Source organism: Curtobacterium flaccumfaciens pv. betae, assembly GCF_026241855.1.
Lineage (GTDB): Bacteria > Actinomycetota > Actinomycetes > Actinomycetales > Microbacteriaceae > Curtobacterium > Curtobacterium flaccumfaciens.
On the sequence record NZ_JAPJDC010000001.1, the window covers coordinates 2,667,341 to 2,688,830 of the forward strand.

The 21,490-nt window shown below is 72.6% G+C and carries 21 protein-coding genes; 14 read left to right on the forward strand and 7 right to left on the reverse strand.

The features are described from left to right. Positions 1-50 precede the first annotated feature (50 nt). Both ORG17_RS12530 and ORG17_RS12535 read left to right on the forward strand, forming a co-directional pair. Entirely contained in the window at positions 51-1,532 is a 1,482-nt protein-coding gene (locus ORG17_RS12530) for an MDR family MFS transporter (protein WP_027466292.1), read from the forward strand. A gap of 115 nt (positions 1,533-1,647) precedes the next feature. After that, complete coding sequence (locus ORG17_RS12535; protein ID WP_214526047.1) at positions 1,648-2,895, forward strand: D-arabinono-1,4-lactone oxidase; 1,248 nt, start codon at positions 1,648-1,650, stop codon at positions 2,893-2,895. Between the two features lie 116 nt (positions 2,896-3,011). On the opposite strand, the gene ORG17_RS12540 is transcribed toward ORG17_RS12535, so the two are convergent. Further along, positions 3,012-3,521, reverse strand: a complete 510-nt coding sequence (locus ORG17_RS12540) for a 2'-5' RNA ligase family protein (RefSeq protein ID WP_173034733.1) — start codon at positions 3,519-3,521, stop codon at positions 3,012-3,014. A 180-nt stretch (positions 3,522-3,701) separates the two neighbouring features. Between ORG17_RS12540 and ORG17_RS12545 the strand changes: the two genes are divergently transcribed. Genes ORG17_RS12545 through ORG17_RS12555 form a run of 3 tightly spaced genes read left to right on the forward strand, consistent with a single transcriptional unit; the run spans position 3,702 to position 6,417 of the window. Beyond that, entirely contained in the window at positions 3,702-4,652 is a 951-nt protein-coding gene (locus ORG17_RS12545; protein ID WP_214526048.1) for a MetQ/NlpA family ABC transporter substrate-binding protein, read from the forward strand. After that, positions 4,652-5,746: a methionine ABC transporter ATP-binding protein gene (locus ORG17_RS12550; protein ID WP_214525444.1), complete on the forward strand. Its 1,095-nt coding sequence runs from the start codon at positions 4,652-4,654 to the stop codon at positions 5,744-5,746. Before ORG17_RS12545 ends, ORG17_RS12550 begins: the two co-directional genes overlap by 1 nt. Next, complete coding sequence (locus ORG17_RS12555) at positions 5,743-6,417, forward strand: methionine ABC transporter permease (protein ID WP_017888525.1); 675 nt, start codon at positions 5,743-5,745, stop codon at positions 6,415-6,417. The genes ORG17_RS12550 and ORG17_RS12555 overlap by 4 nt, the downstream gene beginning before the upstream one ends. A 596-nt stretch (positions 6,418-7,013) precedes the next feature. Here the strand turns inward: ORG17_RS12555 and ORG17_RS12560 are convergent. Next, positions 7,014-7,790, reverse strand: a complete 777-nt coding sequence (locus tag ORG17_RS12560; RefSeq protein ID WP_214527910.1) for an endonuclease/exonuclease/phosphatase family protein — start codon at positions 7,788-7,790, stop codon at positions 7,014-7,016. Positions 7,791-7,923: 133 nt separating this feature from the next. Further along, positions 7,924-9,333 (reverse strand): MFS transporter, encoded by a 1,410-nt coding sequence (locus ORG17_RS12565; RefSeq protein WP_071247565.1) that lies wholly within the window; start codon positions 9,331-9,333, stop codon positions 7,924-7,926. A gap of 204 nt (positions 9,334-9,537) precedes the next feature. Between ORG17_RS12565 and ORG17_RS12570 the strand changes: the two genes are divergently transcribed. Then, positions 9,538-10,785 (forward strand): hypothetical protein, encoded by a 1,248-nt coding sequence (locus ORG17_RS12570; protein WP_214527911.1) that lies wholly within the window; start codon positions 9,538-9,540, stop codon positions 10,783-10,785. Positions 10,786-10,908: 123 nt separating this feature from the next. Here ORG17_RS12570 and ORG17_RS12575 read toward each other — a convergent pair whose 3' ends face one another. The 3 genes from ORG17_RS12575 to ORG17_RS12585 form a co-directional block, all read right to left on the reverse strand. Continuing rightward, entirely contained in the window at positions 10,909-11,400 is a 492-nt protein-coding gene (locus ORG17_RS12575) for a pyridoxamine 5'-phosphate oxidase family protein (RefSeq protein WP_027466283.1), read from the reverse strand. A gap of 300 nt (positions 11,401-11,700) precedes the next feature. Continuing rightward, positions 11,701-12,363: a hypothetical protein gene (locus ORG17_RS12580; RefSeq protein WP_214522251.1), complete on the reverse strand. Its 663-nt coding sequence runs from the start codon at positions 12,361-12,363 to the stop codon at positions 11,701-11,703. 187 nt (positions 12,364-12,550) lie between these two features. Then, positions 12,551-13,660 carry an LLM class flavin-dependent oxidoreductase gene (locus tag ORG17_RS12585; RefSeq protein WP_250892590.1) on the reverse strand — a complete coding sequence of 370 codons (1,110 nt, stop codon included), beginning with the start codon at positions 13,658-13,660 and terminating at the stop codon, positions 12,551-12,553. A 145-nt stretch (positions 13,661-13,805) separates the two neighbouring features. Here ORG17_RS12585 and ORG17_RS12590 point away from each other — a divergent pair, with 145 nt between their 5' ends. After that, positions 13,806-14,744, forward strand: a complete 939-nt coding sequence (locus ORG17_RS12590; protein WP_027466280.1) for an SDR family oxidoreductase — start codon at positions 13,806-13,808, stop codon at positions 14,742-14,744. 202 nt (positions 14,745-14,946) lie between these two features. Here ORG17_RS12590 and ORG17_RS12595 read toward each other — a convergent pair whose 3' ends face one another. Further along, entirely contained in the window at positions 14,947-15,738 is a 792-nt protein-coding gene (locus tag ORG17_RS12595) for an NRDE family protein (protein WP_214527912.1), read from the reverse strand. A gap of 64 nt (positions 15,739-15,802) precedes the next feature. Here ORG17_RS12595 and ORG17_RS12600 point away from each other — a divergent pair, with 64 nt between their 5' ends. The 7 genes from ORG17_RS12600 to ORG17_RS12630 all read left to right on the forward strand — a co-directional run bounded on the left by ORG17_RS12600 (position 15,803) and on the right by ORG17_RS12630 (position 21,446). After that, positions 15,803-17,068, forward strand: coding sequence for a bifunctional phosphopantothenoylcysteine decarboxylase/phosphopantothenate synthase (locus tag ORG17_RS12600; protein ID WP_214527932.1), 1,266 nt, complete (start codon positions 15,803-15,805; stop codon positions 17,066-17,068). 97 nt (positions 17,069-17,165) lie between these two features. Next, positions 17,166-17,564 carry a DoxX family protein gene (locus tag ORG17_RS12605; protein ID WP_071247576.1) on the forward strand — a complete coding sequence of 133 codons (399 nt, stop codon included), beginning with the start codon at positions 17,166-17,168 and terminating at the stop codon, positions 17,562-17,564. Further along, on the forward strand, positions 17,561-18,352 hold the full coding sequence (locus tag ORG17_RS12610) for a YqjF family protein (RefSeq protein ID WP_051596878.1): 792 nt from the start codon (positions 17,561-17,563) through the stop codon (positions 18,350-18,352). Before ORG17_RS12605 ends, ORG17_RS12610 begins: the two co-directional genes overlap by 4 nt. Further along, positions 18,349-18,816, forward strand: coding sequence for a DUF1810 domain-containing protein (locus ORG17_RS12615; protein WP_214527913.1), 468 nt, complete (start codon positions 18,349-18,351; stop codon positions 18,814-18,816). Before ORG17_RS12610 ends, ORG17_RS12615 begins: the two co-directional genes overlap by 4 nt. Positions 18,817-18,992: 176 nt before the next feature. After that, complete coding sequence (locus tag ORG17_RS12620; RefSeq protein WP_051596876.1) at positions 18,993-19,643, forward strand: GntR family transcriptional regulator; 651 nt, start codon at positions 18,993-18,995, stop codon at positions 19,641-19,643. 176 nt (positions 19,644-19,819) lie between these two features. Next, positions 19,820-20,275 carry a MarR family winged helix-turn-helix transcriptional regulator gene (locus tag ORG17_RS12625; protein WP_027466277.1) on the forward strand — a complete coding sequence of 152 codons (456 nt, stop codon included), beginning with the start codon at positions 19,820-19,822 and terminating at the stop codon, positions 20,273-20,275. A gap of 298 nt (positions 20,276-20,573) precedes the next feature. Then, positions 20,574-21,446 (forward strand): aggregation-promoting factor C-terminal-like domain-containing protein, encoded by an 873-nt coding sequence (locus tag ORG17_RS12630; RefSeq protein ID WP_214527914.1) that lies wholly within the window; start codon positions 20,574-20,576, stop codon positions 21,444-21,446. Positions 21,447-21,490 lie beyond the last annotated feature (44 nt).

Consider the following 21,490-nt stretch of genomic DNA (forward strand, 5'->3'; position numbering starts at 1 on the left):
GTCCTGCGCCACACCCGTTCCACCCGTCGTGACCCACCAGGAGCACCCGCATGACCCAGGCCGTCGATTCCGCCCCCCGCACGGGAAGCGTCTCGCAGCCGTCCGCTGCCGAGACCCGACTCGTGATCGGGCTGCTGCTCGTCTCCGCGTTCGTCGTCATCCTCAACGAGACCATCATGGGCGTGGCCCTGCCCCGGCTCATGGACGACCTGGACATCAGCGCCGCGACCGGCCAGTGGCTGACCACCGGCTTCCTGCTCACCATGGCGGTCGTCATCCCGATCACCGGGTTCCTGCTGCAGCGCTTCAACACGCGACCGGTGTTCGTCTGGGCGATGGGCCTGTTCTCGGTCGGCACGCTGATCGCCCTGCTCGCGCCGGGCTTCACCGTCCTGCTCGTCGGCCGCATCGTGCAGGCCAGCGGCACCGCGATCATGATGCCGCTGCTGATGACGACGGTCCTGACCCTCGTCGACCCCGCGCACCGTGGCCGCATCATGGGCAACATCTCGATCGTCATCTCGGTCGCTCCGGCCATCGGCCCGACGATCTCCGGCCTGATCCTCAACGCGTTCTCGTGGCGCTGGCTGTTCGGCTTCGTGCTGCCCATCGCGATCGCGGCGCTCATCCTCGGCATGGTCAAGGTGCAGAACGTCTCGACGCCGCGCAAGGCGCCGATCGACGTCGTCTCGGTCGTGCTCTCCGCCTTCGCGTTCGGCGGCATCGTCTACGGCCTGTCCAGCATCGGCGAAGCCGGCACGACCGGTCCGCTCGTCCCGGTGACCGCCCTGGTCGTCGGTGCCGTCGCCCTCGCGGTGTTCATCGTCCGGCAGACGCGCCTGCAGCGCACCGACAGCGCCCTGCTCGACCTGCGCACCTTCCGCACCCGTGGCTTCACGGTGCCGATCGTCGCGATGGGCCTGAGCTTCATGGCGATGTTCGGCACGCTCATCCTGCTGCCGATCTACCTGGAGCGCGTCCTCGGCCTCGAGGTCCTGCAGGTCGGCCTGCTGCTGCTCCCCGGTGGCCTGCTGATGGGCCTGCTCTCCCCCATCGTCGGTCGCATCTACGACCGCCGTGGCCCGCGCGTGCTGCTCATCCCCGGATCGATCATCGTCAGCGCCGTGCTCTGGGCGCTCTCCACCGTGGGCGTCGACACCAGCGTGTGGTTCGTCCTCGGTGCGCACGTGGTGCTGAGCATCGGCCTGGCCCTGACCTTCACGCCGCTGTTCACCGCGGCGCTCGGTGGGCTGCCCCCGAAGCTGTACTCGCACGGCAGCGCGGTGCTCGGCACGGCGCAGCAGCTCGCCGGTGCGGCGGGCACGGCCCTGTTCGTCACGCTGCTGACGATCGGTGCGGCCACCGCCGTCGAGGGCTCCGGTGCCCGTGGGGTCCAGGTGGCCACCGCGTCGGGCGTCGGCACCGCCTTCATGGTCGGCGCGATCATCTCGCTGTTCGGCATCCTGGCGTCGGTGTTCGTCCGCCGGCCGGAGGTGCCCGAAGGCGCGCCGACGCCCCCGCCCGTGCACTGACCGACGAGCCTCGCGCACTGACCGACGAGCAGGGCCGGACGCCGAACCCGTGACGGGACCGGCGCCCGGCGCCCGGCCCGCTCCCGTCTCCGGCCCACGTGGCAGGGTGGGCGCCATGCGGTCGACGACGAGCGAGCTCAACTGGTCCGGCACGGTCACGTACACGGCCGAACGGGTCGTCCGCCCGTCGTCGGTCGACGAGGCCGCCCAGGTCGTGGCCGACGCCGATCGGGTGCACGGCCTCGGCACCCGGCACTCGTTCAACGACGTCGCCGACACCGCGGGCACCCTGCTCGACCTGACCGGCATCCCCACCGACCTGGTCGTCGACGCCGAGCACCGCACCGTCACGCTCGGGGCCGGCACTCGGTACGGCGACGTCGCGGCCGACATCGACCGGGCCGGGTTCGCCCTGCACAACACGGGGTCCCTGCCGCACATCTCGGTCGGCGGTGCGGTCGCGACGGGCACCCACGGCTCCGGCACGACCCTGGGGTCGCTCGCCACCGCGGTGCGCGCGTTCGAGGTGCTCGGTCCGGACGGAACCGCCCGGACTCTCGACCGGACGGACCCCGCGTTCGACGGTGCCGTGCTGCACCTCGGACTGCTCGGCATCGTGACCCGGGTGACCCTCGACGTGGAACCTGCCTACCGGATGCGTCAGGACGTCTACGGCGCGATCCCCTGGGACACCTTCACGGCGAACGTCGCCGAGGTGCACGCCGCCGCGTACTCGGTGTGCGCCTACACGGTGTTCGGCGACGCGATCACCGAGGTCCTGGTGAAGTCACGCGTCTCCGACGGCGCCGAGGACGTGCCGGTGCCCGAAGGGCTGGCCGGCGCACGCCGGCTGCCCGGCACCCCCGGCGACGACCGCCGGACCGCGCGCGACGGCTCGGTCGGCCCGTGGTGGGACCGCCTGCCGCACTTCCCGATCGGGTCCGTCCCGAGCCACGGGTCCGAGGTGCAGAGCGAGCACTTCGTCCCGCTCCGGCACGCGGCGGCCGCCCTCGATGCGCTCCGGGGGCTCGCCGACCGGATCCAGCCGCACCTGCACGTCTGCGAACTCCGGACGATGGCGGCGGACGACCTCTGGCTCAGCCCGACCCAGGGCGAGGACGTGCTCTGCATCGCGTTCACCTGGAAGAAGCACCCGGCCGAGGTCGCCGCGCTCCTGCCCGACCTGGAGTCCCGGCTCGCAGCCTTCAACGGCCGACCGCACTGGGGCAAGATGAGCTCGCTCGACCACGCGGCGATCGCCGGGCTGTACCCGCGGCTGGCGGACTTCCGCGACCTCGTCGCCCGGGCCGACCCGGAGCGGACGTTCGCATCCGCGTTCGGCGAGCGGGTGCTCGGGACCTGAGCCGGGCCTCCAGGCCGTGCCCCGGAACCAGGTTCCGGACACGGCACCACGGGATCGCGCGGTGCTGTGTCCGGAACCTGGTTCCAGAGGCGGGAACGCACCCGATGCGTGCCCCGCTAGTCGGTCGTGAACGCGAGCGGCGTGATCGTCCGCGTCTCGCCGTCCCAGTGCCGGACGCCGCCGACGTCGAGCGTCTCCGGCAGCGGCACGGCGCGCAGCGCAGCGACGGCGCGCGGCAGGTCCTCGTCACGAACCCGGCGGGCCAGCGTGACGTGCGGCGACCAGTGCCCGGGCACGGACGTCTCGACGCCGCCGGGGGCGACCGCGTGCACCTCGCCGTGGAAGGTCGTGAGTGCCGCGTCGACGACCACCGCGCGCACGAGGACCGACCGACCGGCACCCGCGGGGAAGAGCAGCAGCCCGCCGAGCCGGATCGAGGTCGGGACCGACGTGCGGAACCCCGCCGGCACGGGCAGCGTGTCCCCGGCGGCCAGGGTGACGTGCGGAGCGTTCGACGGCGACGGGTGCCGGCCGAGGCTCGGCAGGTCGGCGTCGATCAGGGCCTGCCAGGCGGACCGCACGGCGGCGTCCGACTCCGGACCGAGGACGAGTTCGATGCTGCGCACGGTCAGAGTCAACCAACCGGGACCGCGAGGTGCCCCGTGACGGTCAGCGGGCCGCGCACTGGTGGCGATGTAACACAGCGGAACGGAACTCGCCCCGGGGGTGGACCGCACGTCACACTCGTCTCCACGCCGCGGACCACCGCGGCTCCCCCACACGCACGGCCCACGAGGAGCACCAGCATGTCCGCAGCCCCCGCACTGCCCGAGAAGCCGAAGGGCAAGCGCCCGATCGGCTGGATCGTCGCCGCCGCGATCGTCGTCGTGGCGATCGTCGTCGCCGTCATCGTCGGAGCCGTCCGCTCCGGGAGCAACGACGCCGGTGCCGCCGGTGACGCCGCCCCGAAGACCGTCACGATCGGTGTCGCGGACAAGTCGCTCGGCTACTGGAACACGTACACGAAGCTCGCGAAGGACAAGCTCAACGTCACCGTCAAGCTGACGAACTTCTCGGACTACTCGCTGCCGAACCCCGCCCTCAAGGACGGCCAGCTGGACATCAACCAGTTCCAGCACATCCAGTACCTGGCGGACTACAACGTCACCTCCGACGACGACCTGCAGCCGATCGGTTCGACCGCCGTGTACCCGCTGCCGCTCTACGCGACGAAGTACGACAAGCCGTCCGAGCTGCCCGCGAACGCGAAGGTCGCGATCCCGAACGACTCGATCAACCAGGCCCGTGCGCTCCTGATCCTGCAGGCGGCGGGCCTGGTCACGCTCAAGGACGGCGGCTCGGCGTTCTCCACCGCGGACGACATCGAGACGAAGAAGGTCGACGTCCAGCCCCTCGACGCCTCGCAGACCGCGAACGCGCTGCAGCAGGGCTCCGTCGCCGCCGCCGTCGTGAACAACAACTTCGCCACCGCCGCCGGCCTGCCGATCTCGGACGCGATCTACCAGGACGACCCCTCGAGCGCGAGCGCCGCCCCGTACGTGAACGTGTTCGCCGTCCGCGACGAGGACAAGGGCAACAAGACCTACCTCGAGCTGGCGGAGCTGTTCCAGGACGACGCCGTGCAGAAGGCCTTCGCGAAGGACCTGCCCGAGGCCGTCGCCCGCGACGAGAGCGCCTCGAAGCTGCAGGACGAGCTCGCCCAGGTCGAGCAGGACGCGAAGGCGGCCAAGCAGTAGTGCCGGTCCTCGTCGAACTCCGCGGCGTCTCGAAGCACTACCGCCGCGCCGACACCGGCGAGACCGTGGTGGCCGTCGAGGACGTCTCCCTGGACGTGCACCAGGGAGAGGTCCTCGGCGTCATCGGGTACTCCGGTGCCGGCAAGTCCACCCTGGTCCGCCTGGTCAACGCGCTGGAACTGCCGAGTTCCGGCACGGTGACCGTCGCGGGCCGCGAACTGACGGCGATCCCCGAGCGGGACCGCCGTCTGGCGCGTCGCAACATCGGGATGATCTTCCAGCAGTTCAACCTGTTCCGGTCCCGCACGATCGCCGGCAACGTCGCGTACCCGCTCAAGGTCGCCGGCGTGCCGAAGGCCGAGCGGAACCGTCGCGTCGCCGAGCTGCTCGACTTCGTCGGCCTGCTCGAGCGCGCCCACGCCTACCCGGAGCAGCTGTCCGGCGGCCAGAAGCAGCGCGTCGGCATCGCCCGCGCCCTCGCCGCATCGCCCGACCTGCTGCTCGCCGACGAGGCGACCAGCGCCCTCGACCCGGAGACCACGTCCGAGGTGCTCGCGCTGCTCCGCCGCGTCAACCGGGAGCTCGGCGTCACCATCATCGTCATCACGCACGAGATGGACGCCGTCCGGCAGATCGCCGACCGGGTCGCCGTGATGGAGCAGGGGCGGGTCGTCGAGGTCGGGGACGTCTACGACGTGTTCTCGACGCCGAAGACCGGCGCCGCACAGCGCTTCGTCCGCACCGCGCTGCACGACCGGCCCTCCCCCGAGACGCTCCGGCGCCTGCGGGACCGCCACCCGGGTCGGCTCGTCACGGTGCAGATCACCGACGAGGCCGGGCTGCAGAACCGCATCGACGCCGCGTTCCGCGCCGCCGGGGTCACCGCCGAGCTCGTCTACGGCGGGGTCGGCGAGATCCGGGAGCGCCGGATCGGGTCGCTCACCTACGAGCTGAGCGACGCCAGCGGCGGGCCAGGCCGGCCAGGCGGTCCCGGCGGGTCGGGCGCGCCTGACGCCGATCCCGGTGCCATCGACGCCGCGATCGCCGCACTCCGCGCCGACGGCGTCACGACCGACGAGGAGGCCGCCGCGTGAACAACAACTCGTTCCAGAGCGTGATCGACACGTTCGACGTCTTCCTCGCCGCCATCCGCGACACCATCGTGATGTCGCTGATCTCGCTGGTCATCGCCGGGGTCATCGGCCTCGCGCTCGGCCTGCTGCTGTACGCGACCCGGCCGGGCAACGTCCTCGGCAACCGCACCGCGTACACGGTGCTCAACGTGTTCGTGAACCTGATCCGCCCGATCCCGTTCGTGATCTTCCTCGCGGCGATCGCGCCGCTGTCACGGGTCGTCGTGCAGACCACGATCGGTGTCCCCGCGGTGACCTTCGCGATCTCGTTGGCCGCGGCCTTCGCGGTGTCCCGGATCGTCGAGCAGAACCTGCTGTCCGTCGACCCGGGCGTCGTCGAGGCGGCTCGGGCCTCGGGTGCGCACCCCGTGTCGATCCTGCTGACGGTGCTCATCCCCGAGGGCCTCGGCCCCCTGATCCTCGGGTACACGTTCATCTACATCGGCATCGTCGACATGACGGCGCAGGGCGCGCTGATCGGTGGCGGCGGACTCGGCGAGTACGCGATCACCTACGGCTCGCAGCGCTACGACTGGTGGGTGGTCTACGTCTCGGTGGCGGCGATCGTCGTCATCGTGCAGCTCGGCCAGTTCATCGGCAACCGCTTGGCGCGCGCGACGCTGCGTCGCTGACGCAGGCTCGCGGGGCGCCGGTGCACCGCCCTGGAGGCCCGGTGCCGGTCCACGAGACCGGCACCGGGCCTCCGGTGCGTCGCCGCTCGGACGGACGCGCCCAGCTTCGTGCGCCGAGTGGTCACGACTCCCCGCTCACCTCCGCCGAAGGCGCACGAACCGTCGCCCGACGCCCCCGCAACCGACAGATCCCGACCACTCGGCGTCACACCCGCGGCACGTCGAGCCACCTCGGCACGAGCCGCCGCCGCCCGACGACGCGCCCGGCAACCCACTGCCGAACGGTCCCGACTCCCCGCTCACCTCCGCCGAAGGCGCACGAACCGTCATCCGACGCCCCCGCAACCGACAGTTCCCGACCACTCGGCGCCACACCCCCGGCACGTCGAGCGACCTCGGCACGAGCCGCCGACGAACCGCCAACACGCCCGGCAACCGACTGCCGAGCGGTCACGACTCCCCGCTCACCTCCGGCGAAGGTGCACGAACCGTCGCCCGCCGCCCCCGCAACCGACAGATCCTGGCCACTCGGCGCCACACCCTCGGCACGTCGAGCGACCTCGACACGAGCGGCGAGCGGCAGCGGCAGCGCCGGGTCAGGCGGCGGGAGCCTCGACGGTAGTGACAGCGCCGGTCTCGCCCGGGTGCTCGTAGTGGGCACGCACCAGGATCGGGCGGTGGTCGGAGATGCCGGCCGGCAGGGTCTCGACGCCGGCGATGTGCAGGCCGACGCTCGTCGCGAAGTCGAAGTGGCCCGTGAACTTGCGGTAGCGCAGGTACGTCGGCTGGTCGGACAGCGACAGGGCGAAGCCGTGCTGCTCGATCTTGCGGCGCAGGTTCGTCTGGAACCACGGGTAGTTGAAGTCACCGACCATGACCGCGGGGACGTCCTTCGCCAGCTCGCGCAGGAACTGGTGCGCCGCCTCGATCTGCTTGCGGCGCAGGGAGTTCGTCGCGGTGAGCGGTGAGGCGTGGAACGAGGCGACGACGACCTCGGCGTCGGCCTCGGTGTCACGCAGGTGCATCGCGATGAGCCGCTCGTGCGCGGGTGCGAGGACCCGGTCGTGGAGCGACTTCTGCAGGGAGTGGATGCTGAAGTCCTGCACCTCGAAGCGGTCGTCACGCTTGTAGATCGCGAGCCCGAGTCGGTTGGTGCGGGTCGACGCGGCGAGCGAGAGGCCGCCGATCGACGGTGCGAGGTCGTTGCTGTCGCACTCCTGCACGCACAAGACGTCGGCGTCGGAGGCCTCGGCCAGTGCGGCGAGCTCGCTGTTCGCGGTGTGCTCGCGGAGGTTGTAACTGACGACACGGAGCTGCGTGGGCTGCACGGTCTGCTCTGATGCGATCGTGCTCTGCTGCTCTGGCGCGGCCATGCTGCCTTCCTGTCCGGGTGTTCCGGTCACCCTGCCGCGGTCACCGTACTCGGGTACCGCGGACGGTTGCTGAGACTGTAACGCCTGCCGGGTTTCGTCCGTGTGACCGTGACGGAAACGGACAGCGGCGGGATCAGGCGCGGACACGGCGGACCGGGCGGACGGTGTCGCCCGCTGTGCGACTCATCAGGATGCCCTCGACGCAGGCGACGACGAGCAGGGCGGCGATGACCCAGAACGCGGCGGTGTACGGTCCGTCACCGCCCAGGCCGGAGGCCGCACGGATGACCACGGCGGCGACGGCGACACCGAAGCCCGCGGCGGTCTGCTGCAGCGTCGACGACAGCGTGTTCGCGGGGGTCATGTCGGCCTGCTCGACGTCGGCGAAGGCGATGGTGTTGTACGCCGTGAAGCCCACGGAGCGGGCTGCGCCGCTGACGACGAGCAGCACGGCGAGCAGCCAGAACGGGGTGTCCTCGGTCATGAACGCCATCGCGACCACGGTCAGCGCGGCGACGGCCGACGACACGATGATCACCGGGCGGTAGCCGAACCAGCGGAGGAACGGGGTCGTCATCGGCTTGATGCCGAGGTTGCCGACGAACACCCACAGCACCGCGGACCCGGCGAGCACGGCGCTCCAGCCCCAGGCGTCCTGGAACAGCAGCGGGAGCACGAACGGCACCGCGGACACCGCCAGGCGGAACAGGCTGCCGCCGGCGTGCGACACCCGGAAGGTCTCGAGTCGGAACGCGTCGAGCCCCATGATCGGGTGCGGAGCCCGGCGGAAGTGCCGGATCGCGAGCCAGCAGCACACCGCGCCGAGGACCCCGGAGACGACGACCGCGGTGACCGGCACGACCTCCAGCGCGAGCAAGGACGCCATGACCACGAGCGAGCCGAGCCCGACGCAGGCGAGCAGCGACCCGAACCAGTCGAACGGCACGCGCTGCGCGGCACGCTCCTGCGGCACGAGCACCAGGGCGGCGACGAAGGCGATGACGCCGAGCGGGATGTTGATGAGGAAGATCCAGTGCCAGGTCAGCGTCTCGACGAGGACCCCGCCGATGAACGGCGCGATGATCGGTGCGGCGAGGGCCGGCCAGGTCAGGATGGCGATGGCGGTGACGAGTTGTTCGCGCCCAGCACTCCGGAGCACGACGAGGCGGCCGACGGGCACCATGAGCGCCCCACCGAGGCCCTGCAGGATGCGCCACAGCGTCAGCTCGACCAGCCCGGTGGACAGCGCGCACAGGGCTGACGCGATCGTGAACAGCGCGATGGCCCCGGCGAAGACGGTCCGGGAGCCGATCCGGTCGGTGAGCCAGCCGGACACCGGGATGAACACCGCGAGGGTCACGAGGTACGCGGTGATCGCGACGCCCACCGCGGCGGAGTCGACCCCGAGGTCACGCCCCATGGCCGGGGCGGCGGTCGCCAGGATCGTGCCGTCCAGGAGCTCCATGAAGAAGGTCCCGGCCACCAGCACGGCGACCGCCGTGCTGCCCGTCCGTCGTCTGGGTGTCGTCGCCGTCGTCGTCATCGCCCACCGAGACTATGCCCGCGGACGTCCGCGCCGTCACGGACGGGCCGCCCGCCGGACGCCGCACCGGCCGCCCACCGGGCGCGACGCGGCGCGCACGACGCGGGACGGGCCTCCAGGCGCGGTTCCGGGCGATCCTCATGCTCGGGCCGACTACCCTGGCCGGGTGCCGACCCGACCACCCGAACGCCGAGGAACTCGCGCGTGAGCCGCACCGACAGCGCCGCTGTGGTCGCCGCGGGCACGGCCAGCGGTCGACGACGTGTCCTGGACACCGTGGCCTCCCTGCCGGCGTGGGCGGCGGTCCTGCTCGTCTGGACGGGCGGCCGGGTCCTGTCGACCCTGTGGCTCGCGCTCGCGTACCCGCTCATCGGTCGTGCGCTCCCGGGCAACGCGATCTGGGGCAACGAGCACGGGTTCGGCGCCTTCCTGGTGGCGTGGGACGGGCAGTACTACGAGCAGATCTCGCTGCACGGGTACCCCGACGCGCTGCCGCTCGACGCCGCCGGCAACGTCGCGCAGAACGCCTGGGCCTTCCTGCCGGCGTTCCCCTTCACGATCCGGGCGCTGACCGCCTCGACCGGGGTGCCGTTCGAACTCGGTGCCCCGCTCGTCGCGATCGTCGCCGGGCTGCTCGCCACCTACCTGCTGCACCGCCTGGTGCGGGACCGCGCCGGGCACGCCGCGGCGATGTGGGCGGTCTTCTTCTTCAGCTGCGGTCCGCTGTCGTTCCTGCTGCAGGTCGGGTACGCGGAGAGCATGTTCCTCGCACTGTCCTTCGGGGCGCTGCTCGCCCTGGAACGTCGGCGCTACGGGCTCCTGACGGCACTCGGCGTCGCCGCGGCCTTCACCCGCCCGGGCGCCCTGGCGATCCCGCTCGTGCTCGGTGTCGTCGCACTCGTGCGGTGGGTCCGTGCACGGCGCGAGACCGGCCGGGTGTTCGAGGGCTTCCCGCTCCGCGAGCAGGTCCGGGTCGTCGCCGCGGGGCTGACCATGGTCCTCGCCGGGCTCGCCTGGCCGGTGATCGCCTCGCACGCCACCGGGACACCGAACGCCTACCTGGAGACCGAGATGTCCTGGTGGGTGAACTTCATCGGCCGGGTGGACTTCGTGCCGCTGACGCCGTGGTTCCTGATCGCGGGCCGCTGGCTCGGCGTGGGCGGGATCCTGATCGTGGTGTTCCTGCTCGTCACCTACCCGATCTGGTTGCTGCGCCGGTCGACGCTGCGGCTCGGGCCCACGACGGTGCTGTACTCCGCCGCGTACGCGCTGTACATCTTCGCGGTGTCGCTGCCGATGGCCTCGACCCCGCGGCTGCTCATGCCGCTCGCGCCGCTGTTCGGGTCACCCGAGCTGGTCGCGAAGCCCTGGATGCGGTGGACCTTCGTGACGGCCGCGTTGGCCGGGCAGCCGGTGCTGGTCGCGGTGCTGTGGCTGCTCGGCCCTCCGTGAGCGGCTGACGCGCAGCCTCAGCAGGCACCCGCCCCGACACGACACGACGCCGCCGTCCCGACAGGACGGCGGCGTCGCGCGTCGTGCGTCGTGCGTCATGCGTCGCGTCTCAGGCGTCGCGCCTTAGAGCTCGATCGTGCCGTGGTCGCCGGTGTCCGGCTGACTCTGCTTGCCGAGCGCCGCCTTGAACATCTGCACCAGGCTGCCGACCGGACCGGTGTCCTGGGTCCAGTACTCGACCGAGACTCCCTCGACCGTCAGCAGCCGGATCGACGGGTCCTGGCGGCCCTCCGGGAACCAGGCCTCGGCGAACGGCGACCAGAGCTCGTCGACGACCGAGTCGTCCCGGGTCACGGTCGCGGTCCCGGCGATGGACAGGTACCCGCCCTGCGACTCGATCGAGACGTTGACGTGCGGGTTCCGCGCGATGTCCTCGACCTTCTCGCTGCCGTCCTGCACCAGGAACCGCAGGGTCCCGTGGAACGTCTTGTCCTGCACCGCGAGGGGCCTGGCGTGCAGGTTCCCGTCCTCGCTCACCGTGGTGAGCAGTGCCGTGTGGGCGCCGTGGACGATGTCCGAGATGGCGGCGCGCTGGTCCGTCTGTGTGTCGGTCATGGTGCTCCTTTGCGTCATGCGCCCCGCTCCGCTCGACGTGCGACCGTCGGTGCACGGGGCCGTACCGTTCCGACCAGTGTGCCCCTCCGGCGCTGGACGCGTCAGCCCCGCGCGTCGAGGTGGTCCGGTCCAGGTCGGCCGGGAGGCCCGGTGCACGTCCGCCACGCCGCCCCCGTCCGTCGCGCGTGCTGTCCACGACGTCGGGATCGTGAGCACACGATGTCGCCTCCGCACCGGCGAACCGACCGTTCCTGCTCACGAAGTGGGACAGGGGCCGGGCGCGCGGCAGGGAGGCCGGGCTCAGGCGGGTTCGCGGATGGTGGTCTCGACGTCGACGACCTGCGGGATCTTCGGCATCGAGGCGAAGCCGAACGCCACGGGCGGGTCGAGCGGCGCCAGGTCCCCGAGCGGCTCCCCCGCCCAGGTCCCCCGCACGCCGGTGACGTCGTGCGCCCCGGTCACGCCGTAGTACTCGCGGCGACCGTTGCCCGCCGACCCCGCCGTGCCGGACCCCGGCGCGAGCAGCCGTGCCACGGGGTCGATCGCGGCGAGCCAGCGCGGGTCGCGGGCGATCGGCTTCGGGACGATGCGCAGGATCCGGCCGAGCGGCGAGATGCCTCCGACGTCGATCGAGGCCTGCAGTGCCCCGGCAGACAGCTCGAGGCCGCCGGCGGTGCGGCGGGCGCGGACGTCGACGACCGAGACGGTGTCGAAGCGGTAGGTGCCGGAGACGTACGCGGCGACGATCTCGTCGGGTGCGAGCAGCACGCTGGTGCCGTCGGGGAGTTCGAGGAACACGTCCGTGAACGGGCCGAACGGCGAGCGGTCCCACATGCCGACGACGATCCGGACGCCCGACGTGGTGCCGACGCCCATGATCCGGCCGCGGAACCGGCGTTCGACGACGGAGTCGGAGGCGTGACCAGCAGCGGGACCGGAGGCGTGGTCGGGACGTGACGACATGCCCTGGACCGTACCCGCGGCCCCCGTGAGCCGATCTCGGCGGCCACCCCGGGCCTCCCGGCCGTTGCCCGCGCGCCCTCTGCCCGCCGGAACCTGAACGCAAGACACCGGTGTCCACGCTCCGAACACCCGCGAAGGGTGGTGTGGAGCGCGAACACCGGTGTTTTGCGGACCGGACCGGCGTCCGTCAGGCGACGGGGACGGGCTGCGTCAGCAGCTCGCGCACGCGGGGTGCGACCTCGGTGCCGTAGAGCTCGATCGAGCGCATCATGTCGGCGTGCGGCAGACGACCCGTGGCGTACCGCATGTCGAAGCGCGAGGCGCCGAGGATCCGCATGTTGCGCGCGACCTTCCGGGCGACGGTCTCCGGCGAGCCGACGTAGAGCGAACCGCCGGCCGACAGGCTCGCGCGGTACCCGGCGACGTCGAGGGGCGGCCAGCCGCGCTCCCGGCCGAGCTGGTCGGTGACGGCCTTGTGGTACGGCCAGTAGCGCTCGGCGGCCTCTTCGTCGGTGGCGGCCACGAAGCCCGGCGAGTGCATCGCGATGGGCTGCTGCGGCAGGTCGAGCTGCGCGAGGGCCTGGCGGTACAGGCGGGAGAACGGGGCGAACTGGGCGGGCTGCCCGCCGATGATGGCGAGGAACAGCGGCAGGCCGTACGACGCGGCACGGATGACCGACTGCGGGGAGCCGCCGACACCGATCCACGTCGGGATGGCGCCGTGCTCGAGCTTCGGGAACACGTCCTGGTCGACCAGGCCCGCGCGCTTCGTGCCGGACCAGGTGACGGCGTCGCCGCCGCGCAGGGCCGCCCAGAGCTGGAGCTTCTCCTCGAACAGGACCTCGTAGTCGCTCAGCTCGTAGCCGAACAGGGGGAACGACTCGGTGAAGGAGCCACGACCCAGGATGACCTCGGCGCGGCCGTTCGACAGGGCGTCGACGGTGGCGAAGCGCTCGTACACGCGGACGGGGTCGTCGGAGGACAGCACCGTGACCGCGGAACCCATCCGGATGCGCTCGGTGCTGGCGGCGATCGCGGCGAGGACGACCTCGGGGGCGCTCACGACGAAGTCGGCTCGGTGGTGCTCCCCGACGCCGATGAAGTCGACGCCGACCTGGTCGGCGAGGACGGCCTGGTCGACGACGTCGCGGATGCTCTGCGCGTCGGACTGCAGGCTGCCGTCGGCGCGCTCGGTGACGTCTCCGAAGGTGTCGAGGCCGAGCTGCAGCGGTCCGATCCGGTCGGGTGCGGGCGGCGGGACGTCCGAGGGACGGTCGGTGCCGAATGCGTTGCTCATGGTGTCCTCCTGGTCGCACTTCCATGCGTTTGCATCAACATAGCACGGCGGCGGCGTGCGCGCACGGGGTCAGCGGCCGGACCGGGGCTGGGCCCGGGCGGCGCGCGGCCGGGGTCGGCCAGCCCGGACGAGTACGGTCACCCGCATGCCGAACCTCCCCGACCAGACCGGACGCCGCATCGTCGTCACCGGGTCCAACAGCGGCACCGGACAGGAGGCCGCCCTGCGCCTCGCCGGAGCCGGCGCCAGCGTCGTGCTCGCCGTCCGCAGCACCGAGAAGGGCGAGACCGCCGCCGCCGGCATCCGCGCCGCCCACCCCGCAGCCGACGTGGAGGTCCGCGAACTCGACCTCGCCGACCTGGCGAGTGTGCGCCGCTTCGCCAGCGGCATCGTCGACGAGGAACGTCCGATCGACGTCCTGGTCAACAACGCCGGCGTGATGGCGCCGCCGGAGCGCTTCGAGACCGTCGACGGCTTCGAGCTGCAGTTCGGCACGAACTTCCTCGGCCCGTTCGCCCTGACGAACCTGCTGTTGCCGTCGCTGCTGCGTGCGCGCACGCCCCTCGCCGACGGCCCCCTGGCCGAGGCGCCCCGGGTCGTCACGATGTCGAGCCTCGCCGCGATCCCCGGCCGGATCCGCTTCGCCGACCTGCAGTGGGAGCGCGGCTACAACGGCTGGCGCGCCTACGCGCAGTCGAAGCTCGCCGACCTGCTGCTCGCGCTGCACCTGCACCGCCTGACGGTCGAGGCCGACGTGCCCCTGGTCAGCACCGCCGCCCACCCCGGCTACACCCGGACGAACCTGCAGGCCGCGGGACGCTCGCTCGGTCGCTCGAAGCCGGTGCGGTCGAGCAACCGCGCCCTGCCGTTCACCCAGGCCGTCGAGCAGGGCACCGAGCCGCTGCTGTACGCGGCGGTCGGGCCGAACGCGGTGGGCGGCGCGTACTACGGCCCCTCGGGTCCGTTCGGCATGACCGGTCCGACCACCACCGTGTCGATCCCCGGATCCGCGCGGAGCGCCGACCTCGCCCGCTCACTCTGGGCCGTCGCCGAGGACCTCACCGGGACGCGCCCACCGCTCTAGCCGCGGTCGCGGGGGTCGCGCTGGCCGTGCCCCCCGCACGGTGCGAGGGGCGCCGCGGCCCGTGCGAGGTTCCGGACGTGGTGCGAGGGGGCGCGGGTCGCACCGAGGACGCAACCTCGCACCACTCGGACGTCGTGCGCGCCGGGAAACGGGCGCGGGGCGCGGCCGGGAGGCCCGGGGCGGGTCCGGCACGCCGCAGGCGTCAGGCGCGGTGCAGCTCCACCGACCCGTCCAGCCGACCGGGTTCGGTCAGGCGGGCGTGCTGCAGGACGGTGCGGCCCGGCGCGATCGCCGCGGCGACGATCGACAGGGTCGTCATGTGCCCCTCTGCCTCGTGCACGTCGCGGAGGATCGCGTCGGGGTGGTCGTCCGGCAGCGCTGCGGACTCCGCCAGCACGCCGAACCAACCGCCCCAGCCGTCCCCGGCGTCGCCACCGGAGTCCACGGTGCGGAGTTCGTCGAACGGTCCGAGCACCGGTGGGCCGGCCGGAGCGTCGACGGCACGGAAGGCCTCGAGCCACCGACCGATGCGTGGCGCTGCGGGGTCGTCGGCCGCACCGTGCGTGACCATGTGGACGCCGGGGCCGAGGTCGGTGGTGCGGACCTGTTCGCCGTCCCAGGTCAGCACCGAGGCGCCCTCGGCCGTGGCGCGCACCAGGTTGAAGGCCCGCGTGGTCGGCAACGTGCCGTCGTGACCGGGCAGCAGGTCGTCGGCGACGGCGTCCACCGGCACCACGCCACGGGTCGTCCAGGTGCCGTCGACGCTCGTCACGGGTTCGGCGCGGTTGAGCACCACGGCCAGGCCGGCTCGGTCGGACGCGGCGAGCCACGCACCACCGGCGGAGCGGTCACGGACACCACGGAGGTCCGGGTCGCGGTCCGGCCACCAGGCAGCGGGCGGGTCCCACGGACGCTCGGGCGACTCGTCCCGCAGGGCGAGCACGGTGACGGGCCACGCGGACCCGGGGTCGACGCGGACGACGACGGTGCACATGCCGTCGATCCTCGCACGTGGCCCCGGTAGCGTGAGCCAGGTGAACGCAGCAGCAGAGCGCGCCCTGACCGTCATCGTGGGGATCACCGGGGGCATCGCCGCCTACAAGGCCGTCGGGGTCGTCCGCGACCTGGTCAAGCGCGGCCACGACGTGCACGTCGTCCCGACCGAGGGCGCCCTGCGCTTCGTCGGACTGCCGACGCTCGAGGCCCTCAGCCGCAACCCCGTCACCACGAGCGTGTGGGACGACGTCGCCGAGGTGCGCCACGTCGCGCTCGGTCGCCGGGCGGACCTGGTCGTCATCGCCCCTGCCACCGCGGACTCGCTGGCCCGGATGGCGCACGGCCTGGCGAGCGACCTGCTCGGCACGACGCTGCTCGCGACCGAGGCACCTGTCGTGGTCGCCCCCGCGATGCACCCGCAGATGTGGGAGCACCCCGCGACCCGGTCGAACGTCGCCACGCTGCGTGGGCGCGGCGTCCACCTGGTCGGCCCGGTCGTCGGCGCACTCACCGGCGACGATGCGGGCATCGGTCGGATGGCGGAGCCCGAGGACATCGTCGCCGCCGCGCTCGCCGTGCTCGACCAGCACCCCGCACCGGCCGGCCGTCACGACGCGGACGGCTCGGGGGCCGGCACCGGCGCCCGTGGCGAACAGGGCGACCTGGCCGGCGTCCGCGTCGTCGTCAGCGCGGGCGGCACCCGCGAGCCCTTCGACCCGGTGCGGTTCGTCGGCAACCGCTCGAGCGGCCGCCAGGGGATCGCGATCGCCGCCGATGCCGTCCGTCGTGGGGCGTCGGTGACCCTCGTCGCCGCGAACGTCGAGGGCTCGCTGACCGCGGGGCTGGACGCGACCGTGGTGCCCGTCGGGTCCGCGCTCGAGCTCGCCGAGGCCGTGCACACCGCCGCCACCGAAGCCGACGTCGTCGTGATGACCGCCGCCGTCGCCGACTACCGTCCCGCCGAGGTGCTCACCGAGAAGCTCAAGAAGGACGCCCAGGGCGAGCGCATGACGCTCGAGCTGGTGCGGAACCCGGACGTGCTCGCCGACCTCGTGGCGGCACGGCGGACGGGGCAGATCATCGTCGGGTTCGCCGCCGAGACCGAACCCGACCGCGACGCGCGGATCGAGCTCGGGCGCGCCAAGATCAGCCGGAAGCCCGCGGACCTGCTCGTCGTGAACCACGTCGGCTGGTCGGCCGGCTTCGAGCGCGAGGAGAACGCGATCGAGGTCCTGGTGCCCGGTGGCGAGGTGGTCCGCGAGACCTCCGGCACGAAGGCCGAGGTGGCGACGGCGGTCCTCGACCTCGTCGCGACCGCACTGACGTGAAGGGGCACTGACGTGAACGGGCAATGTCGTGAACGGGCACTGACGCGGAGAAGCGGCACTGACCTGGTTCCGAGGACCGGCGAGCACGATGGGGCGCATGCGACGACGTGAGCGGATCCGACGTGCCAACCGCACGGCCACCATCCTGGCGGTGGCCCTCGGTGCAGCGGGCGCCATGCACTTCCTGCGCCCGACCCACTTCGACCGGATCGTGCCGGACGCGCTGCCCCCGCGGCTGACCACGCTGGCCTCCGGCGTGGCCGAGCTCGGCATCGCCGCCGGGCTCGCGTTCCCCGCGACCCGCCGCGCCTCGGGGTGGGCCGCCGCGGCGCTGTTCGCGGCGGTGTTCCCGGCCAACGTGAAGATGGCGAACGACCTGCTCGACCACCCCCGCTCGAGCCGGGCGATGCGGCTGGTCTCGGTGCTGCGGCTCCCGCTGCAGGCCCCGTTGGTGCTGTGGGGCGTGCGCGTCGGTCGGCACGCACCGAAGCCGTGACCCAGCCGTCGTGGACCCGCGCGGCGGTGCCGTTGCTGCACCGCCCGGTGACCCAGCACGCCTGGGAGGACATCGTGTTCGCGCACTGGCGGCACGACCCGGCGTCGCTGCAGCGGCTCGTCCCCCGCGGGACCCGTCCGGACGTGGTCGACGGCAGCGCCTGGGTGGGGCTGTCGGCGTACGTGTTCCGGGAGACCCGCGTGCCGCCGTTCCCGTCTGCCGGGCGGCTCGGCACCATGACGGAGGTCACGATCGAGGTGCTCACGGTGGACGACCAGGGGCGGCGCGGGGTGACCTACCGCACGGTCGACACCGCGAACGTGCCCGCCATCGTGGCCGCGCACGCGCTGCTCGGCGTGCCGTACACGTTCGCGCACGCACGTTCCCGTCGCCGCGGTGACGCTGTGGCGCACCGATCCGTCCGGCACCCGACCCGCGCGCTGCACCCGGTGCGGTGGGCGCGGTCGCTCCGGCAGGAACGCCCGACCGGCGCGGCGCGGCCGAAGCACGCGGCCTCGGTCCGGGTGACCGCCGGCGAGGTTGTCGACACCCCGCTGGCCGCCGAGCTCACCACCCGCGCCGGCATCCACGCGCGGTACCTGGCGCAGACCCTGTTCTGGCAGCGACAGCACCCGGTGCTCACCACCCGTTCGGCCACGCTCGACCGGCTCGAGGGTGACCTGCCCGACGCCGTGGGCATGCCGGGGTTGTTCGACCGGGCCCCGGACTCCCTGCTCGTGGTCGACGGCACGACCGTCCGGTACGGCTGGGGAGGGGTCGTCCGGTGACCGACGCACGCTCCGACGCACAGGCCGACGACCCGTTCGACCTCGACCGCTTCGTCCGGGCCCAGCAGGGTGTCCACGACGTCGCGCTCGACGAACTCCGTCGGGGTCGGAAGTCGTCGCACTGGATGTGGTTCGTGTTCCCGCAGCTGGCCGGCCTGGGGCGGAGCGCCACGGCCGTGCGCTACGCGATCCCCGGGACGGACGAAGCCCGCGCCTACCTGGCACACCCGGTGCTCGGCCCCCGTCTGCTCGCGGCGACCGACGTCGCACGCCACGCCCCCGCCCACTCCGCCGACGCCCTGCTCGGGGGCATCGACGCGGTGAAGCTCCGGTCGTCGATGACGCTCTTCGCCCGGATCGCAGCCGACCCGGGGCCGTTCGTCGCCGTGCTCGACCGCTGGTACGACGGCGCCGAGGACCCGGCCACGCTCCGCTTGCTCGGAGAGCACTCGGAACAGGAGTGACGCACACGACGCACGCGACGCACACGCACGTGACCGGCATCTGAACGTCCACACTGACACGCCCTGAGCCGATCGGAACGCCGTTGTCATATCAGGTACGGTGATGCGAGCACGTGCGATGCCGACCGTGCCCGTTCGCCCGGCGCCCCGACGCCACCGCCCCCGAAGGAGAACGCATGCCGGTCCCCCGCAGCGCCCCGACCGAGCACCAGCTGCTCCGTGACACCGTCCGCCACAAGATCCACGACGCGATCATGGACGGCACGCTCCTGCCCGGCGAACGCCTGAACGACGACGAGCTCATCTCCTGGCTCGGTGTCTCCCGCACGCCGATCCGCGAGGCCCTCAGCCAGCTGTCCCGCGCCGGCCTGATCGAGATGGCCCCGAACCGGTACACCCGTGTCACCACGCCGGACCCGACCGAGGTCGTCCAGGCGATGCAGACCCTCGGCGTGCTGTTCGGTGGCGTCGTCCGACTCGCGGTCCCGCGCCTGGGGTCGGCGGCCCGGAAGAAGATCCTCGCGCAGCTCGACAAGACGATCACCGAGCTCGAGGCCCACGAGGTCGCCGCGGTCAACCACGACGCCCTCGACGTCTTCGCCCTGTACGTCGCCGAGTGCGGCAACGAGAACCTGCAGCGTGTCTGCCGCGACACGATGGACGGCCTGGCGTTCCGGTTGCGTCTGCCGAACCTCGACGAGCTGGTCGACTGGGACCGGATGACCGAGGACTTCCGGCGCCTCCGGGCAGCGACCGAGTCCGGCGACAACGTCGCGGCCGAGCTCGCGACCGAGGCGATCCACCAGCTGCCGGGCGAGAAGCACTGAGTCCACCTGTACCCGCGTACAGGAACCGCCCGTCTCGCCGACGCGAGGCGGGCGGTCGACGTTCCACGGGCCTCCCGGTCGGTGGCCCGGCCACGCGCGTGACGCTCCCAGTCCCGGGGCCGCGCGGACCGATAGCATCGCTGGCGACCACCTGAACCAGGCACCCGGAGCAGCACATGAACCCCCGCCCGACGGACCGTACCGAGGTCGCCGCACGCCTGGCCGCCGCGGTCGGTCGGATCAACCGCCGGGCCCGTACCGACTCGGCCTCGCTCGGGTACGGCATCGTGTCGGCGCTCGCGTCGATCCAACGGCACGGACCCCTGCGCCCCGGCGACCTGTCGCGGATCGAGGTGGTCACGAAGCCCACGATGACCCGCATCCTGACCGAGCTCGAGCAGCGCGGCTTCATCCAGCGCGAGGCCGACCCGCGCGACGGCCGGGCGTTCATGGTGACGGCCACGCCGGAGGGCATCGAAGCGGTCGAGCAGGCCCGCGCGAACCGCACCGGGATCGTCGCCGAGCTCATCGCCGAGCTCGACGAGTCGGACGTCCAGGCGATCGCCGGCGCCCTGGCCGCGCTCGAGCGTGTCGCCCAGGGCGAGCATGCCCAGGAACCTCACACCTTCTAGGCTCCACACGACCGTTACCGAACCGTTACCAAGCGGTGGACGGACCGTTCTGCCAGCGTTCCTGGACGCGCTGCCCAGTCTGACCGGTCATGGTGTCGGCTCCGCCTGACCGCGGCCACCCCACGGCTGCTCCCGGCGGACGGACGGGCCCCACACCACCGTCCGGTCCTCACCGGCTCGAGGACTCCTCGTCGTCGCCGACGGTGTCACCGACACCGCCAGCCTCCGGCGTGCCCGTACGACCTCGGTCGCGCGAGCAGGAGTCCCTCCCCCACCGAGCCGCCGACCTGCGGAACCGATGCGACACACCCCTGAGCTCCCCACCACCACCGCCTCGACCCGACGTGAGGCCCTGAACACCCCCACCCGCCGGATGCGCCGGGCCCTGCGGCACCGCGCGACGCTGATCGCCGGCGGCGCGGCGGTCCTCGCCGTCGCCGGTGGCGCCCTGACCGTCGGCACGCAGCCCGCCATCGGCGAGGCCCTCGGCATGCCGACCGGCACCGCGAGCGCCTCGGCGACCGCGGAGCCCGCCCTGCGTGGCACCGCGCTCGACCGCGCCCAGGCCGCCGCCACGATCACCACGGCGAAGACCGTCATGCAGACCGCGAACGACAAGGTCGACACCTCGGCGCTCGAACAGCGTGTCGACGCCCTGAGCGACTACCCGGACCTGTCCGGCGCTGCGCTGACGAACCGGATCTCGACCACGGTCGCGTCGGCCGCCGACGTCGCGCAGGCGAGCGCCACGCAGGACAAGCGGGACGTCGACGCGAAGGCCGCGGCCGCAGCGAAGGCCGCAGCCGAGCGGAAGGCTGCCGCCGAGGCAGCGGAGGCCGCCCGGAAGCTCGCCGCCGGCAACACCGTCGCCGGTGCGAAGGCCACGGCGACCTCGCTCGCGTCGTCGGAGTACGGCTGGGGTGCCGACCAGTTCCAGTGCCTGGACAACCTGTGGACCAAGGAGTCCGGCTGGAACTACCAGGCCGTCAACGCGAACGGCGGCGCGACCGGCATCCCGCAGGCGCTCCCCGGCTCGAAGATGGCCACGATCGCCGCGGACTGGCGCACCAACGCCACCACCCAGATCACCTGGGGCCTGCAGTACATCAGCTCGGCGTACGGCACCCCGTGCGCGGCGTGGGGGCACTCGCAGGCGAACAACTTCTACTGATCGGCGCGGGTCGCGAAGGCGACCGGCAGACGGACGGGAGGCCC